We start from the raw sequence: 16031 nt of genomic DNA on the forward strand, positions 1-16031 counted from the left end.
TGGATCCATGTCAGCAGAGGAACGCCGCGAGGGCCAGTGGGCCCCCCGCAACCGGGAATGGAAGTTGGCGCACCACCTGCTTCCCGCCTTCGTCATGGCCGGGTTCCTCATCGGGCTGGGGATCTGGGCGCTGGTCCTGCAATCGCTGCTCTTCGGGGTCCCCCTGGTGGCCTTCGGGATCGGGACCGTCGTGTCACTGTTCCGCGAATTCCGGCTGACCCCCGACGCCCGGCTTCCCGAGCTCAGCGCAGTGGACACCTCCAGCGGTTTGCGGGCCTCCACCCGTTTCGCCTACCGCCATAATTCGGCGGCCTTTGCCGCGGCCACGGTCGGACTCGGGGTCATCGGGCTGGTCGCCGCGCTGGCTGCGGTGGGGAAATTCGCGCTGTGGCACGCAGGATTCGAACGCTTCTGGACCATCGCCGGCGCCATCGTCCTGGGCGTGGCCGGATTCATGATCCTGCGCGAGGGCCTGCGGTTGCTGCGCATCGCCTCCGCCGAGCAGCAACCGGGGGTCTTCCTGACCCGGAGCCGTGTGGTGGTCTTCGGCCCCCTGGGGCTCGCCGAGATGTATTGGCGGGACATGGGCTCGATCAGCGCCGAGAACCCCCGCGGCCGCACCCCCCTGGGCCGGAGAGGCCCGGCGTTGGTGGTCCTGCGTGGCCGCGACCGGACGGCCTCCGACGGTCCGGAAGACCACGGCACCACCGCCCGCAAGGAGGTGGTGGTGCAGGTGGCGTACCTGTTGGCGGACCCGAACGTCCTGCATTCGGCCTTGGTGCACTATCTCGAGCACCCGGCCGACCGGCCCGAACTGGGAACGACGCTGGCGCTGGAGCGCCTAGCCGGCGTTCGGTGACACTCCGGGGTAGAGCAGGATGTCCCCGTCGCGGACCTCGACCTTGTGGATGCGGGCGTTGACGGTTGCCGGCAGGCAGAGTGCCTCACCGGTCTTGAGGCAGAAACGGGCCGAGTGCACGGGGCATTCGACTTCGCCGTCTTCGATCCAGCCTTCGGCCAGCGACGCGGTTTCATGGGTGCATTCGTCGTCGAGCGCGTAGAAACCACCGTCTTCGCTGTGGAAGATGGAAATATCGTTTCCGGTTCCCGTGTCATCGGAGTCGATGACCTTGGCCTCGCCTTCTTCGATGTCTTCGACCGGTCCCACATTGATGGGTTCGCTCACGGTGTCACTCCTTGGTTGGTGCAGCGGGACACCAATCGGGTCCCTGTCTTTCCAGTGTTGTCCAACGCCGTTCGCCGCGCAATGTGGCCCGTCACAACGGGGGCGCCCCCTCCGGGAAGCACCCCCGTTGTGACATCGAGCCCGGACCCCCGGTTCCCGGTCAGTCCCCCTCGACGCCGGCACGGTGCGCGCCCCGTGGACGCTGCCCCGGTCCATCGCCTACCGGCTCCATGGCCTGGGCGGCCGGCACGGGGGCCATGGACGGCACGCGGGACGGTTCGCTGCCGCCACCACCGGCTCCCACGGACACCGGTTCACGGTGGTCCGTCGGCCCGGGCACGTCGCTGGCCGCCAACTGCCCCTCGGCCGCCGAGGTCGCCGGTATCTCACGCTCGATGCGGGTGGCCAGCTTCGATTCCTTCATGAAGAACAGGGCGATGGTCGCGGCGATGGCCAACGGGACCATCCACAGGAACAACGGGACCAGGGCCTCGTTATAGGCCGAGACGATGACCTCGCGGATCGGGGCCGGCAGCGAGGTGACCAGTTCGGGGGTCAGCGAGTTGGTGCTGGCTCCCGACGAGGCGCCATCGGGCAACTTATCGGCCAGGATGTCCTTCAACCGGCTGGCGAAGAGCGAACCGACCACTGCCGAGCCCAGGGTGGCCCCGACCTGGCGGAAGTAGTTCTGCCCGGCGGTCGCCGTGCCGACGAACTTCAGCGGGAAGGAGTTCTGCGCCACCAGGGTGAGCATCTGCATGCTCATGCCCAGCCCCAGACCGATCACGCCCAGGAACACACAGATCATGTAGACCTCCGTGTCGGAGTGGATGGTCGAAAGCAGTCCGAGGCCCAGGCCCAGCGTGCCGGCCATCATGACCTTCTTATAGCGCCCCGAGGCCGAGACCTGGCGCCCCACGACGATCGAGGTCACCAGCAGGGCGCCCATCATCGGGATCATCAGCAAGCCGGCTTGGGTCGGGCCGAAGCCTGTGACCATCTGCAGGTAGGTGGGCATGTAGCCGATGGCCCCGAACATCGCGATGCCGACCATCAGGGCCGCGAATGTCGTCAGGACGAAGTTGCGGTTCTTGAACAGCATCAGCGGGATCACCGGTTCGGAGACCTTGCGCTCGACCAGGACGAAGGCCACCGCGAAGACCAGGGTGGCCGCGAACAGTCCCAGGATCTCGGGGGAATCCCAGGCGTAGGTGTTCCCGCCCCAGGTGCAGGCGAGCACCAGGGTGGTGGTGGCGATCCCCATCATCATCATCCCGACGACGTCGATCTTGGGGCGGGCCTCGTTGACCGTCCGGGGCACATGCAGCAGGAAGATGGTGGCCAGCACCGCCAGGACGCCCAAGGGCAGGTTCAGCCAGAAGGCCCAACGCCAGCCCGGCCCCTCCGTCAGCCACCCACCGAGCAGTGGTCCGGCGACCGAGGACAAGGCGAAGACCCCACCCATGACGCCCATGTATTTGCCGCGCTCACGAGCCGGGATGACGTCGGCGATGGTGGCCTGGGAGAGGATCATCAACCCGCCACCACCGAGCCCCTGGACGACGCGGGCGAGGATGACGCCGTTCATGGTGCCGGAGAGGGCGCCGAGCACAGACCCGCTCATGAAGATCAGGATGGCGATGATCAGCAGCGGTTTGCGCCCGAAGAGATCTCCGAGCTTGCCGTAGACCGGCATCATGATGGTGGAGGCCAGGATGAACGCCGTGATGATCCACGCCATGTGTTCGACGCCGTTGAGCTCGCCCACCATGGTGGGCAGGGCGGCGGAGAGCACGGTCTGATTCAGCGAGGCCATCAGCATCGTGATCATCAGGGCCGCGAAGAGCAGCATGATGTGGTTCTTGCTGCCGAGCACCGGCTTGGCTCTGGTGGTTTTAAGCGTTGTCATGGGTGGCTTGCATTACCTCTCGGAAAATCTTGACGGTTGAGTCGATATGCAGATCGATGTCGGCGACGGTCCCTTGTGGATCGGAACGGTAGGCGAATCGGGTGATGGTTCCCGCGAGCATGAGCAGCGCCCGGGCGGAATCCTGGCCATCGGGCAGCAGGTTGAGTGTCTCCTCGGCAGCGTCGCTGTCCATGCGTTCGTGCAGGATTTCGTCGACCAGCTGTTCGGCGGCGTTGATGTGCTGGACCATCCGACCCTTGAGTTCCGGATACCGGGTGATGATGTCGCGCCTGACCTGGTAGGCGTGGCCCCGGCCGAGACTCGTCGCCATCACCCCGGCAAGGATCCTGACGATCCGGGTCAGCAGGTCCGCATCACTGCTGCGGAACTTCTCCAGCAGTTCATCGGACACCAAGGGTGCCCGCGTGCCCAGAATGGCGTCTTCCTTGGTGGGGAAATAGTTGAAGAACGTTCGTTTGGAGACCCCCGCACGGGAGGCGACCGCCTCGATCGTCACGGAGACCGGCCCGTCTTCGAGCGTCATGGCAGCTGCGGCGTCATGAATCGCGTTCCAGGTCTCGAGGCGGTTGCGCTCACGCTGGGTCAAGGGCACTTCTTGCATAGGTACAGTTTATGCACTCATGCAAAGATTGCACAACTGCAATCTTTGTGGAATAGACCACATTTTTTCCTTGACAGGCCCCTGTCGCTCGGTAGGATCGCCCGTACGCCACGGGTGTGTGGCACCTCACATTTCGCATCTTCGGGAGTCTCGATATGAAGCCACGCGCGCATTCGATCCAGAGAGCCGGCGTCGTCGTCGCGGGCCTCGCATTGGCCGCCACGACCCTGGTGGCGCCGGCCCAGGCCGCCGCCCCCGCGGGGGGCAGCCACGGAAGCCACCACGGTGGCGGGCCGGGAGGCCACCACGGCGGGGGCCACGGCAACGGCCATGGCGGTCATCCTGGCGGGGGTCATCACGGCGGGGGTCATGGATCTGGGCACCACCGGCCGGGAACCAGCACCATCCAGTTGCTGGGCATCAATGACTTCCACGGTCGGATCGAGGCGGGCGGCACTTCGGCCGGCGCCGCGGTGGTGGCGGGAGCCGTCAAGGAGTTGTCCGGCAAGAAGAAGCACAACACACTGTTCGTCTCCGCGGGCGACAACATTGGCGCCTCGACGTTCACTTCCTTCTCCCAGGACGACACCCCCACCATCGACGCACTACGCACTGCCGGGCTGGATGTCTCCTCTGTGGGAAACCACGAATTCGACCGCGGCATCGACGACCTGAAGAACCGGGTCATCCCGCGCTACGGAAAGCACAACAGGAACGCCGGGGCCGACTACGCACTGGGCGCCAACGTCTACCATGAGGGCACCCACCAGCCAGCGTTGAAGGAATATGCGCTGCGCAAGGTCCAGGGCGTCACGGTCGGCTTCATCGGCGTCGTCACCGAACAGACCAAATCGTTGGTCACCCCCTCCGGCGTGGCCGGCCTCGACTTCGGTAACCAGCTCGAGGCCGTCAACCGGGTCTCGACCCAGCTTTCCGACGGCAAGAAGTCCAATGGTGAGGCGGACGTGATCGTTCTGCTGGCCCATGAGGGGTCTGCCAGCACCGACTGCTCGGCGATCGCCGACGAGGACACCGCCTATGGGGAGCTCGTCCGCGGGGCATCGGCCGACGTCGACGCCATCTTCTCCGGCCATACCCACCAGGAATACGCCTGCTCTTTCCCGGTGGAGGGGTGGTCGTCCTCGATGAAGCGCCCGGTGGTCCAGGCCCATGAATACGGCACCACTCTGGACCGGGTGAAGATCACCGTGGACCGTCGTTCCACGAAGCCGGTCGCCCTCTCGGGTTCACTGGTGGAGCTGACGAAAACGAACCACGCCGGCGAGACGGTTCCTGCCTTCCCAGCGGATCGGCGCGTGGCACGGGTCGTGAAGAAGGCGGCCGAACAAGCAGAGATCGTCGGCGCAGAACAGGTGGGCCGGATCAGCGCCGACATCCTGCGCGGCGGGAACGAGCCGGGGGCCGACCGCGGCGTCGAATCCTCGATGGGTAATCTCGTGGCGGATATGCAACTGTGGGCGACCTCCAACGAGGATTTCGGCGGCGAACCGGCACAGATCGCCCTGATGAACCCGGGAGGCCTGCGGGCCGACCTGCTGTATGGCACGAACGGGACCGTCACATATAAGGACGTGGCCAACGTCCAACCATTCGGCAACACCTTGTGGACCGAGGACCTCACCGGGGCTCAGTTGAAGACCGTGCTGGAAGAACAGTGGCAGCCCGATGGCTCCAGCCGGCCCAAGCTGCATCTGGGGATCTCCGAAGGCCTGGACTACACCTACACGGAGGATGCGGCCCGCGGCTCACACATCACCTCGATGACCTTCGACGGTGCGGCCATTGCCGACGACGACGTGTTCAAGGTGGTTATGAACTCGTTCCTTGCCGCCGGTGGTGACAACTTCACCACGTTGGCCGAGGGGGCAAACGCGACCGACTCGGGCCAAAGCGACCTGGTCGCTGCCCTGGATTACTTCGAGGCCCACGACGTCGTCGACCCGGCCCCGCTGGGCCGGGCCGTCGCGCAGTAGTCGCAGTGTCCGCGCCGGCCATTCGCCGGCGCGGCCGTTGCCGGCCGCCTTCAGCCCATGCGCGAATTCGCCAGGATGATGCCGATGGGGGCCGATACCAGGATGATCACGATCATCGCCCGGTATCCATAAAGCCACCACCGCTGTTCCGAGGCAGCACCGCGGGCCGCCCAGATGAACAGGCCCATGGCGACGACGATCAGCCCCGCACCAATCCACGTCAGCAACGTCAGGGAGAACATCGAGCCACCCAGTACGGCGATATTGGCGAGGTTGTACGTCAAGACTTCGGCCGAAACGAAGCCCTCCGACGGGGTTTTTACGGCCAACCGGGCCTGGCCCAGGCCCAGCACCACTTGCGCGACACCGACCACCAGCACCAGATAGGCGACCGCCCAGGCGGCCAAATAGGACGGGGAGGCGGCACTGATGGCGGAGAAGAGACCACCGAGCAGCATGCCGAGGCCACCGATGACGAGGAAGGGAGTCGCTGTTCTGTTCACGCCTACAGACTACGGATTCACCGTCTCCCGTGGAACAACCCTCAGGCCCGGTTCTTCAGGGTGTCTTGACGCCGAAACTCCCGCACCCATACGGAGAGCGTGAATCCGGAGCCTGCGACGATGAGCGCGCCGATCACGGGCAGCCACCAGGATTCCCCGAAGAGCCCGAAGACCAACAGCAGTAGACCCACGAGGATCATGGCGCAGTAGGCGGCAATCAGGAGGCGTTGCTGGGTGGAGAAGCGCATACGCGCACCGTACCGCGTATTCGCCGACCTTTCGAGAGGCGGGCAACACCTGAGAGACTCTGCCCATGAGCGTTTCCTTCCAGTGCACGACGTGGACCACCATCCCTCAGGAACACTTATTCGATCTGGCCCGGAACATCGACACCCATCAACAATCGCTGGCGAAGTCCCGGGAGGAGGCCATCGCCGGTGTCACTTCCGGCCTCATCTCACTCGGTGAGAACGTGACATGGCGGGCTTGGCACTTTGGCGTCCCCCTGAAGATGACCAGCCGCATCATGCAGATGGAAGCACCGCACTCCTTCATCGACGAACAGGTCAAGGGCCCGTTCCGCTGGTTTCGTCATATCCATGAGTTCAGCCAGGAGTCGGGGGGAACAACCATGGTTGACCGCGTCGATTTCGCCGCACCGTTCGGCCCTCTCGGTCGTTTGGCAGAGAAGCTCTTCCTGGCCCGTTATCTGCAGAAGCTCATCGAGGAGCGGAACCGCCATCTCAGCGCCGGGCCCGTGGACTAATTAGCGGCCCTGATTGCGCGGATGCTTCCGTGCAACGCGTTCATTTCCGCGCTTATGGTTGCCGGTGATTCGCGCCATGAGTGCCTGCGGTTCTTGTGTTTCGATGTCGGCCAGGAAGCACGTGGCCATCATCCCGCGCAGTGTTGACGCCCGCCGGCCCTGATGGAAGATCACGACGGAACCGCCACGGGCACACGGTTTGTCAGCCCCCTGCCGCACCAGCCGCGTCTCGCACCGCTTCCGGCCACGGCCGCCAGTGCCCATCGGAAGGGAGCATGGCTTCTGCCACCTCCATCCTTCCCTCGGGCACATCCTCGGCATGGATGCACCCGGCTTCTTCCCACCGGCCCGGCTCGGCCAGCCGATAATCGACAGATTGGTCGTCGTTGGGATTAATTCGTTCAAAATAGCCGCCTGAGACGACGGCTCGCACCACGGATTCAAGGTTTTCCAACAGCTCCTGGACATCGTCATCGCAGGCATCGCAACCGCATACCGGATAGTGGGCGTCGTAGAGGGCGCCAGCGTGCAGGAAGATCCCCGGGAACCCGGTGAAGACGAAGGTCAGCGGGGCCGCGAGCAGGTTGGACGGGACGACCCGGACCGCGTGGACGACGTCCTCCGAGGGGAACAGCAGATCGGAAGCAACCTCCGGGTCCCGTTCGGCGACGACGTCAAAGGCGTCCAACAGCCAGTCGAGCTGGGCATCAGCGACCTCATGCAAGGGAGCGAACCGGTGTCGATGGCCCACCGTGGAGTAGGCGCGCGAAGGCGGAGACATCCCTTCCCACCGATGGCCGTAGGCGATCGGGGCGCCCTGTCCATCGCGATGGATCTCCGGGGTGAACTCCGGGCGCCGGTATCCGCTCATGGCCCCACGATAACCGCTGGGATACCCCCTGGCGAGGGGAATCCTGCTGCGGGGATGGCGGGCTCTCCACCCGCGGATGACCCGGCGTATGTCTCCGGATGACGCGACGCGTTTGCCCGATCGGCGTTCCCGCCAGCAGAATCGAACCCAAGAATCAAGAGATCCAACCTGAGGCCCTGGCCGGTTGGACGGCAACCCCCTTCGCCATAGTGGGGTGCCCCAGGTGACGATTCGACGCCGTCCCGACCGGGAGGCGTAAGTATGGCGCAGCGCCACGCTCGCCATGACAGCGAAGGAACGCCATGACCCAGACCCTTGCAGAAACCAGCATTTCCAACCGCGCCGAACGCCTCGATTCCGCGGGATCCGCCTGGGCGGAACGGATCGGTCAGAACACTGCCAGCGCATCGCTGCAGTTCCGCGCGACGGCCGACCCGGTGGGCTCGGTCGGTTCGACCATCCGCGCCGGACGCCACGAATTCACCGTCGACGAACCGGCGGCATTGGCCGGGGACGACGTCGCCGCCAGCCCCGTCGAATACGCCCTCGGGGCGTTGATCTCCTGCCAGGTGGTGGTCTACCGCCTCTATGCTCACCAGCTGGGCATCACGATCGACTCGCTGGACATCTCGGCGGACGCCGACCTGGATGTGCGCGGCCTGTTCGGCATCGAGGACAAGGTCCGCCCGGGATTCGGTGATGTGCGGCTGACCGTGGACGTCTCGGGTCCGGCCACCGAGGAACGCTATGCCGAACTCCAGGCGGCCGTCGACGCCCACTGCCCGGTATTGGACGTCTTCACGAACCCGACCCCGGTGACCACGACCCTGCGGGTCAACTCCTAGAAGGCGGCCAGCAGCCGACTCCCAACAGGACCTCCGAACCGGCTGTACCTGCCGAATTGCACGGTGTTGTCCCTGGGGCTGCGGCTCCTGGTGTCCAGTCACGATCCATGAAGCAGCGATCTCTTGATGTTCATGAAGTGAGCTTCTGTCTAGTTCGACGGTCCAGTGACAACTGTCCGGCTCCCGGCACCGTGATGGCCAAGTTGAAACCGCTGAGCTGTCGTGGATCGGGGTCTTCCCCGAGGACCAGTGCGCCCAGGCCTGCCACTGCCGGCGGCGGGAGCCGTCAGCAGGGCAGTGGCGGTGGCCGGCAGCCTCCAGAGGTCCCCCTGAACCACAAGGTGTAGGCGGGCAATCCTCCGATGCCACCGAGCTAGAGGTAGCCGGTTGCCCCGGCGGCCTCGAGCTAGTCGGGGTGGCTCCGGGGGCCTACCCCACACCAAGGGCAGACACGACGCGACATGGGGAGTCCTCCCCATCGCATGTCAAGGCTCCATCTGGAAGACTACTCCCGATCACCCGAAATACTTTCGATGGAGGAAATTTTGAGCAGCAGCACCCCCAACCCCTATGGCAACCCCGGAGGGGTCACCATGCCCACCCATGGTGAGGCTCCCTTGGACCAGCCGCTCTACGGGGCCAGCTTCGGCCAGGCCATCAAGCGCTTCTTCAAGAAGTATGCGACCTTCTCGGGTCGGGCCAGCCGCAGCGAGTTCTGGTTCTTCGCGCTTTTCAACGCCATCGTCTACACCGTGTTCTACGGCTTGGCGATCGGATTCGGACTGGCCGGCTCCGACCCCGTCACCGGTGAAATGGGTGCCGGCGGGGCCATCCCCTCCTTGGTGATCGGGCTCTATGGGTTGGCCATCATCATCCCGTCCATCGCCCTGAGCGTCCGCCGCCTGCACGACGGCAACTTCAGCGGATTCCTGTACCTGCTGATCCTGGTGCCGATTCTCGGTGGGCTCGTGGTCCTCGTCCTCATGATCATGCCCTCCGTCCCCGAAGGTGCTCGTTTCGACGCCGATGGCGGCGCGGCAGCCTACGGGAACGCCTTTGGCACCTCTGCCGGGTACCCGGGAGCACCGGCTGCCGGCGGCGGTTTCGCGGGCCAGAACCCCCCACAGGGCTACCAGCAGCCCACCGACCCGACCCAGGGCTAGCCAAGCCCCGGCGATGTCCCGGCGGTCCGCCGCCGGGGCATCGGCCCCGCACGCCAGCGCACACCGCCTGGCCTCGACTCCCCCGGAGAACCCCTTGAGCGCTGGTTACCCCAACCCCTACGGCGGCCCCGCGGGATCCGTCGCCCCGTAAAGCAACCCCTCGGGGCGCACCGTCACCTTCGGGGAGGTCCCGGTGGAGCAGCCGCTCTACGGCGCGGATTTCTATCAATCCGTGAAGCGCTTCTTCGGCAAATATGCAACCTTCAGTGGTCGAGCGAGCCGGAGTGAGTACTGGTGGTTCTGCCTCTTCAACAGCATCGTCTATCTCGTCCTCTTCGCCGTGTTCATCGTTCTCGGGGTCGGTGGCATGGACCCGGTGACCGGCGAGATGGGGCTCGGCGCCGCCTTCCCGCTCCTGCTGCTCACTGTCTACTGGCTGGGGACCTTCGTCCCGAACATCGCGCTCTGCGTGCGTCGGCTGCATGATGGGAACTTCAGCGGGCTGTTGTACCTGCTCACCCTGATCCCTTTCTTCGGCGGGGCTGCTCCTCTTCATCCTCCTGCTCATGCCCTCGGCCCCCCGCCGGCGCCCGTTTCGACGCGGATGGCGGAGCGGCAGCCGGCGCGGCCATGCTCGGGGCACCCACCGGGCATCCAGGCTCCGCGGTCGGCTACCCCGGCGCCCCGGCCGGCGATCCCGCGGGGCAGTACCCTCCACAGGGCCACCGGCAGCCCACCGATCCGACGCGGGGCTAGTCACGCCCCACGGATGTCCCGGCGGTTCAATGCCAGCACCGAGAGCCCGATGCACACCAGACCCACCCCTGCCAGCAGGAGGGCCGCCGGGACATCCACCCCGCTCACCAGCGGGGATTGTCCGTAGGCCCAGTAGTAGGGCGACAGCCCGTGCAACCATTCCAGTTCCGGATTCTGGTTGCCGATGGCGTTGAAGGCGTATCCCAGCACCGCCACCACGGCTCCGACGCCGATCCCGTGGATCCGCCGCCCCCCGATAGCCCCGCCCAATAAGGCGAAGGAGCCGTTGAAGAACACCAGCAGGGCGAACATCAGCACCCCTGCCACGGCATGGCCGGCGTCGATCCCCAGTTCCGAGGGCCCCTTGAGGATCAGCAGCACGGCCAGGATGAACAGGTGCAGGAGCAGGATCCTCATGACCAGCGCCGCGGCCCGTTCGAGGACCAGCTGGCTGCGGGTCACGCCGTGGGCCAGGGTGAGTTCGAGCAGGCCCGATTCCTCATCCCCACCAATGGCAGCCGCCCCGGCGCCGACGGCCATGATCGTCATCAGCAGGAAGCCGATCAGGCCGAAGACGGTCGCCTGGGTGTAGCCCGGTCCGCTGGTGATCTGGCCGTAGTTCAACGCGTCGACGAGTTCGGGGGGCAGGGACTGGATCATTTGCTTCATCTGCTCGCTGCCCCCGATGGACGGGTAGAGCGGCAGATACAGGCCCATCACCGCCAGCATGGCCAGCGCCCAGATGAGCATCGAGGCCTTCGCATCGATGAGCGCCTTGGAGAAGAGCGGAAGGACTCGCGGACGGCTTTGCCGGCCGCGGTGCAGGGCGGTGGCGCTCATGAGGTGGTCCTTCCGGCGCCGTGGTGCCCGTCGGTGGTTCCCGGGGTCCGGTACAACCCCAAGACCACCTCTTCCAGATCCGGTTCCTCCACGGCCAGGTCCACGGGCCGCAGCCGGGGCAGGAGGTCCACCAGCTCAGCCACCGGACCGGACCACGTCGCCGAGGCCTGGCACACCGGCCGGCCGTCGCCGTCTTGCATCTGCTCCAGCCGTAACCCGTCGAGGCCTTCCAGCGCCCCCAATAGCCCCCGCACCTGGTCGACGGGCAGCGGGGTTTGGATGCGCAGGCGGCTGGTGGCTCCCTCGCGTAGTTCGGCGACCGTGGAGGTCGTGGCAATGGCTCCTTCGCGCAGGATCGCCACGGTGTCTGCCGCCTGTTGGATCTCGCTGATGACGTGCGAGGAGAGGAAGACCGTTTGCCCGGCTTCGCGTGCTTCGGCGACCAAGGACAGGAATTCTTGTTGCATCAGCGGGTCCAGTCCGCTGGTGGGTTCATCGAGGATGAGCAGTTCGGGTTCGTGCATGAAGGCCTGGATGATCCCGAGCTTCTGCTTATTGCCCTTGGACAGCCGACGGGTCTGCCGATCCAGGTCGAGCCCGAGGCGTTCCGCCAGCCCCTCGACCCGGCCGGAGGCGACGGGCCCGCTGATGTCCTCGAAGTGGCGCAATAGCCGCCGTCCGGTGGTCCTGCCCTCGAGGATCAGTTCCCCGGGCAGGTAGCCGATGCGTCGTCGGAGGTCCGGACCGGCCTGGCGCGGTGGGACGCCGAGGACACCGAGGTGTCCGGCGCTGGGCCGGATGATGTCCAGCAGGCAACGCATCAGCGTGGTCTTTCCGGCGCCGTTGGGCCCGATGACCCCGAACACGGATCCGCGCGGGACGGCGAAGTCGATACCGTGCAGGACCTCGTTGTTTCCGTAGCTCTTGTGCAGTCCAGTGACTTCAATGGCGTGGCCCATGACCGTCCTTTTCTTCGAGCGTGGTGGCGGCTTCCCGCGTAGCGTCAAGGAATGCGGAGTCCGTATACAACGGATGCGTATAAAGGTCGACGGCGGGGACCGCGAGTCGGTCGATGGCTTCCACACCGAACCCCTGCTGGCCCAAACCACGGGCGACATGGCGACCCAGGACCAGCAGGCCCAACGACTGGGTGACCATCAGGGCGGCAGTGGCTTCGGGGTCCCCGACCTGGCGCATAGTCCCGGCCCGGGCGCCGTCCTGGAGGATCTGCAGAGTCAGGGAGAAGTAGGCGTCGAAGAGGGAGTCCCCTGCCTCCGAATCCTCCACCACCGCTCGTCGGATATAGGCGAGCTCACGTTCATATGCAGCGGGGTTGGCCAGATATTCGGTCAGTGCGTCACGCAGCTTGGCGGGGTCTTGGGACTTGGCGGTGGCCGATTCATGGGCCGTTTCCAACACGTGGGTATCGCAGGCCCGGCGCAGCCCCTCCTTGGTGCCGAAATAGTGGATGACCAGCCCTGGGGAGACCTCGGCGGCGGAGGCGATGTCGCGCACCGTGGTCCGGGAGAAGCCGTGCCGACCGAAGAGGGTGATCGCGGCATCGCGGATCCTGGCCCGGGTCGTGACATCACCATCAATTGAACGCATGTTTAAGATACTAAACAACGGTTCAGCATAGTCAAGGGTCGGACGCTGCACGCACGCAAAGGAGGCGGCCCCGCAGTGGGGGGCCGCCTCCTTTCGTCAGGGAATGAGCCTAGGCATTCACTGCCTGGCATGCTCCCTTCCATGCCTCCCAGCCGGCATAGCTGCCGTCGAGCTCGATGACGTCGTGACCGGCACGGCGCAGGGCGCTGGCGGCGACCGAGTTACGCACCCCGCTCTGGCAGTAGGTCACGATGGTGCCCGAGGTCGGCAGCTCGTCCTGGTGCCACAGGACGCGCCCGCCACTGAGCTGTTCGGAGCCGGGGATGTGGCCCTCCGCGTGTTCGGTCTTATTGCGCACATCGAGCACGAGTGCCGCGTCGAAGCCCTCGAGTTCCTCTGGCTGGAGCAGCGCCGGGGTATGCATCGGCAGCCCCTCCAGGCCGGTGACGTAACCGGCGACCCGGTCGATCCCGACCCGCACCAGGTGGTCCCACATCTCCTGGGCTTGATCCTGGGTGTCCGCCAGCAGAACCAGTGGACGCTCATCGGTCTCCGGGTCCACCGCCCAGGCGCCATAGCTGGCAATCTTCTGACCAGCGGGGATGTTCAGCGAGTGGTCCACCGTGCCCTGGTGCACCTCGTGGTGTGATCGGGTATCGACGAAGCTCACCGTGTCCAGTTCGAGATCGCGGCGAACGTCGTCGGTGGAGAGCTCCTCCAGGGCGGGGCGTTCGCCCAGCATCGCCGGGCCATCTCGGTTTTCCCGCTTCATCCGACCGAAGTAGGCATGGGCATCGGGCTGGCCGTTGAGCAGCTCGTGAACGAAACCCTGCTCGTCATTAGCGGCAATGTACGGTCCCCACCAGGAGTAGAGGCGCTCATACCCGACGGTGGTCGCCGGGACCGCACCGAGGGCCTTGCCGCAGGCGCTGCCCGAACCATGGGCCGGCAGGACCTGGACGTAATCCGGTAGGGCCAGGAACTTCTCGCGCAGGCTCGTGAAGATGAGGCTGGCCCCTTCGAACCGGGTATCCACTCCTCCGGCTGCCTCGTCGAGCAGATCCGGCCGGCCGAGGTCCCCGACGAAGACGAAGTCCCCGGAGAGCATGAAGCCGGGCTGATCGGAGAAGGCCCCGTCGGTCACCAGGAACGAGAGGTGCTCCGGGGTATGCCCGGGGGTATGGGAGGCGGTGAGCTTGATGTTCCCGACGGTGATGTCATCGCCGTCGTAGAGCCGGTTGGCCTCGAAGTCATATTGCCAGTCGGGGCCACCTTCGCCGGAAACATACATTTCGGCCCCGGTGGCAGCGGCCAGTTCACGGGTACCTGAGAGGTAGTCGGCGTGGATGTGGGTTTCGGTCACCGCGACGATGCGCATGCCGTTTTCCGCCGCAAGGTCCAAATAGGTCTGGATGTCCCGGCGGGCGTCGACCACCACGGCCTCGCCGTTGCGCTGACAGCCGATGAAGTAACTTGCCTGCGCCAGATCTTGGTCGTAAATGCGCTCGAGTAGCATGCGATCTCCTTCGCGTGATTCGATACCCCGGGGGGTATTGGTTTCATGACGACAATAATACACCCAGGGGTATTTCTCAACCAATGGGTCCCCGGCGTCGAAACTGTTTTAGTAGTGCGTAGAGGTGTTTCAGGCGGGGATGGGGTGATGGGTTTCCTTCAGCCGGGCGGCGACGACGATCGCCGTGAGTACGCTCAGGATCGCTGCCATGACGACCGCGGCCTGCAAGCCCAGGGCGTCGGCCACCAGGCCTCCCGCGATTGCACCCACCGCGTAGCCCGCATCACGCCAGACCCGGTAGACCCCCACGGCCCTCCCCCTCCAGGCTGGATGGGCAACGTCCCCGACAACGGCCAGCAGCGTGGGGTAGACCATCGCGGTTCCGACCCCCAGCAGCGCGGCCGCTGCCGCCCAGATGCCGAACCCGTCTCCGGCGGCGATGACGGCGAGCGCAACTCCTTGGACGGCCATCCCCCAGACCACCAGCTGTTTGCGCCCGATCCGGTCGGACAGTGCTCCGGTGACTAGCTGCCCAAGGCCCCAGACGCCCGGGTAGATGGCGAAGAGGAGTCCGATCCGCCCGTCGCTGAGGTGAGCCGTGGCGAACAGTAGGGGGAAGACGCCCCAGGAGAGCCCGAAGTTCAGGTTGTTCACCAACCCCGCCCAGCTGGCCGAGGAGAGCGAGGGGTCCTTGAAGCTGGTCAGCTCGGCGATCCGCCGGCTATCCAGCTGCGCGTCCACCCGGGTGGGGCCCGCAGACCGTGCCGTCGCCTGTTGTTCTGCTTCCAACCGGGAGTGGCCCTTGGTTTCACGGACGAACAGGCCGGTGAGCACGAGCCCGAGGGCCGTATAGGCGATCCCGAGGAGGAACGGGGCGGGACGCAAACCGAATTGTTCGGCCAGATGCCCGGTCAGCAGGGAGGTGATGGCCACGGCACCGTATCCCGCCGCTTCGTTGAACCCCATCGCCAGGCCTCGCCGGTTCGGTCCGATCAGGTCGATCTTCATCACCACGGTGGTGGACCAGGTCAGGCCCTGGTTGACGCCCAACAGGATATTCGCGGCCACGACCCATCCCCAGCTGGGAGCCAGGATGAGCATCAAGGGGACCGGGACGGCGAAAAGCCAACCTATCATCAGTACTGGTTTGCGCCCGTGACGGTCCGAGAGCGTTCCGGCGAACCAGTTGCTGACGGCCTTGGCGATGCCGAAGGCCGCGACATAGGAAAAGATGAACGTGTACCCGGAGAGGCCGAACTCGGCGCCGGCGAGCAGGGGCAGCACCGTTTGCTGCTGGCCCACCATTCCACCGACGAGGGCGTTGACCGCCACGAGCAGCACGAACTGCGGGGCATTCGCCCGCAACCCCAACACGGGGATCCTCGCGCCGGACTTTTTCTTCATGCGGGACTTCCCTTCGGTCGGTGTCAGGCGGTTCGGCGAGAGCCGCTT

At 65.6% G+C, this 16031-nt stretch carries 16 protein-coding genes, 1 pseudogene and 1 riboswitch; of the genes and pseudogenes, 6 read left to right on the forward strand and 11 right to left on the reverse strand.

The genetic code is table 11. The annotated features are described in order from the left end of the window. Positions 1–7: 7 nt before the first annotated feature. Positions 8–859, forward strand: coding sequence for a hypothetical protein (locus ACT3S6_RS04025; RefSeq protein ID WP_444553871.1), 852 nt, complete (start codon positions 8–10; stop codon positions 857–859). Here ACT3S6_RS04025 and ACT3S6_RS04030 read toward each other — a convergent pair. The 3 genes from ACT3S6_RS04030 to ACT3S6_RS04040 all read right to left on the reverse strand — a co-directional run bounded on the left by ACT3S6_RS04030 (position 842) and on the right by ACT3S6_RS04040 (position 3717). Then, on the reverse strand, positions 842–1186 hold the full coding sequence (locus tag ACT3S6_RS04030; protein ID WP_444553872.1) for a bifunctional 3-phenylpropionate/cinnamic acid dioxygenase ferredoxin subunit: 345 nt from the start codon (positions 1184–1186) through the stop codon (positions 842–844). The two genes, ACT3S6_RS04025 and ACT3S6_RS04030, sit on opposite strands and share 18 nt — an antisense overlap. Before the next feature lie 160 nt (positions 1187–1346). Beyond that, on the reverse strand, positions 1347–3095 hold the full coding sequence (locus ACT3S6_RS04035) for an MDR family MFS transporter (RefSeq protein WP_444553873.1): 1749 nt from the start codon (positions 3093–3095) through the stop codon (positions 1347–1349). Next, positions 3082–3717, reverse strand: coding sequence for a TetR/AcrR family transcriptional regulator (locus tag ACT3S6_RS04040; RefSeq protein ID WP_444553874.1), 636 nt, complete (start codon positions 3715–3717; stop codon positions 3082–3084). The genes ACT3S6_RS04035 and ACT3S6_RS04040 overlap by 14 nt, the downstream gene beginning before the upstream one ends. A gap of 155 nt (positions 3718–3872) precedes the next feature. Between ACT3S6_RS04040 and ACT3S6_RS04045 the strand changes: the two genes are divergently transcribed. After that, positions 3873–5711, forward strand: coding sequence for a bifunctional metallophosphatase/5'-nucleotidase (locus tag ACT3S6_RS04045; RefSeq protein WP_444553875.1), 1839 nt, complete (start codon positions 3873–3875; stop codon positions 5709–5711). A 50-nt stretch (positions 5712–5761) separates the two neighbouring features. On the opposite strand, the gene ACT3S6_RS04050 is transcribed toward ACT3S6_RS04045, so the two are convergent. Both ACT3S6_RS04050 and ACT3S6_RS04055 read right to left on the reverse strand, forming a co-directional pair. Continuing rightward, positions 5762–6214, reverse strand: a complete 453-nt coding sequence (locus ACT3S6_RS04050; RefSeq protein WP_444553876.1) for a hypothetical protein — start codon at positions 6212–6214, stop codon at positions 5762–5764. Between the two features lie 41 nt (positions 6215–6255). After that, the gene (locus ACT3S6_RS04055) at positions 6256–6462 is read right to left on the reverse strand and encodes a hypothetical protein (RefSeq protein ID WP_444553877.1); all 207 of its coding nucleotides are present in this window, start codon (positions 6460–6462) and stop codon (positions 6256–6258) included. Between the two features lie 65 nt (positions 6463–6527). Here ACT3S6_RS04055 and ACT3S6_RS04060 point away from each other — a divergent pair, with 65 nt between their 5' ends. After that, a complete protein-coding gene (locus ACT3S6_RS04060) occupies positions 6528–6980 on the forward strand; it encodes an SRPBCC family protein (RefSeq protein ID WP_444553878.1) in 453 nt (150 codons plus the stop codon). Positions 6981–7182: 202 nt separating this feature from the next. Here the strand turns inward: ACT3S6_RS04060 and ACT3S6_RS04065 are convergent, their stop codons facing one another. Further along, on the reverse strand, positions 7183–7851 hold the full coding sequence (locus tag ACT3S6_RS04065) for a DUF6226 family protein (RefSeq protein ID WP_444553879.1): 669 nt from the start codon (positions 7849–7851) through the stop codon (positions 7183–7185). A gap of 152 nt (positions 7852–8003) precedes the next feature. Next, positions 8004–8119: riboswitch (SAM riboswitch) on the forward strand. A 34-nt stretch (positions 8120–8153) separates the two neighbouring features. Between ACT3S6_RS04065 and ACT3S6_RS04070 the strand changes: the two genes are divergently transcribed. The 3 genes and pseudogenes from ACT3S6_RS04070 to ACT3S6_RS04080 form a co-directional block, all read left to right on the forward strand. Continuing rightward, positions 8154–8696 carry an OsmC family protein gene (locus tag ACT3S6_RS04070; RefSeq protein WP_444553880.1) on the forward strand — a complete coding sequence of 181 codons (543 nt, stop codon included), beginning with the start codon at positions 8154–8156 and terminating at the stop codon, positions 8694–8696. Positions 8697–9241: 545 nt separating this feature from the next. Then, positions 9242–9859 (forward strand): DUF805 domain-containing protein, encoded by a 618-nt coding sequence (locus ACT3S6_RS04075; RefSeq protein ID WP_444553881.1) that lies wholly within the window; start codon positions 9242–9244, stop codon positions 9857–9859. A 232-nt stretch (positions 9860–10091) separates the two neighbouring features. Further along, positions 10092–10340, forward strand: a pseudogene (locus ACT3S6_RS04080) (DUF805 domain-containing protein); the annotation flags it as partial. 275 nt (positions 10341–10615) lie between these two features. Here ACT3S6_RS04080 and ACT3S6_RS04085 read toward each other — a convergent pair. The 5 genes from ACT3S6_RS04085 to ACT3S6_RS04105 all read right to left on the reverse strand — a co-directional run bounded on the left by ACT3S6_RS04085 (position 10616) and on the right by ACT3S6_RS04105 (position 15983). Beyond that, complete coding sequence (locus ACT3S6_RS04085; RefSeq protein WP_444553882.1) at positions 10616–11455, reverse strand: ABC transporter permease subunit; 840 nt, start codon at positions 11453–11455, stop codon at positions 10616–10618. Further along, entirely contained in the window at positions 11452–12414 is a 963-nt protein-coding gene (locus ACT3S6_RS04090) for an ABC transporter ATP-binding protein (RefSeq protein WP_444553883.1), read from the reverse strand. Before ACT3S6_RS04090 ends, ACT3S6_RS04085 begins: the two co-directional genes overlap by 4 nt. Further along, complete coding sequence (locus tag ACT3S6_RS04095; RefSeq protein ID WP_444553884.1) at positions 12398–13063, reverse strand: TetR/AcrR family transcriptional regulator; 666 nt, start codon at positions 13061–13063, stop codon at positions 12398–12400. Before ACT3S6_RS04095 ends, ACT3S6_RS04090 begins: the two co-directional genes overlap by 17 nt. 109 nt (positions 13064–13172) lie before the next feature. Next, positions 13173–14579 carry an MBL fold metallo-hydrolase gene (locus ACT3S6_RS04100; RefSeq protein WP_444553885.1) on the reverse strand — a complete coding sequence of 469 codons (1407 nt, stop codon included), beginning with the start codon at positions 14577–14579 and terminating at the stop codon, positions 13173–13175. Positions 14580–14708: 129 nt separating this feature from the next. Next, a complete protein-coding gene (locus ACT3S6_RS04105; RefSeq protein ID WP_444553886.1) occupies positions 14709–15983 on the reverse strand; it encodes an MFS transporter in 1275 nt (424 codons plus the stop codon). Between the last annotated feature and the right edge of the window lie 48 nt (positions 15984–16031).

This window comes from Arthrobacter sp. AOP36-C1-22, assembly GCF_052377515.1.
Taxonomy (GTDB): Bacteria; Actinomycetota; Actinomycetes; order Actinomycetales; family Micrococcaceae; genus Arthrobacter_H.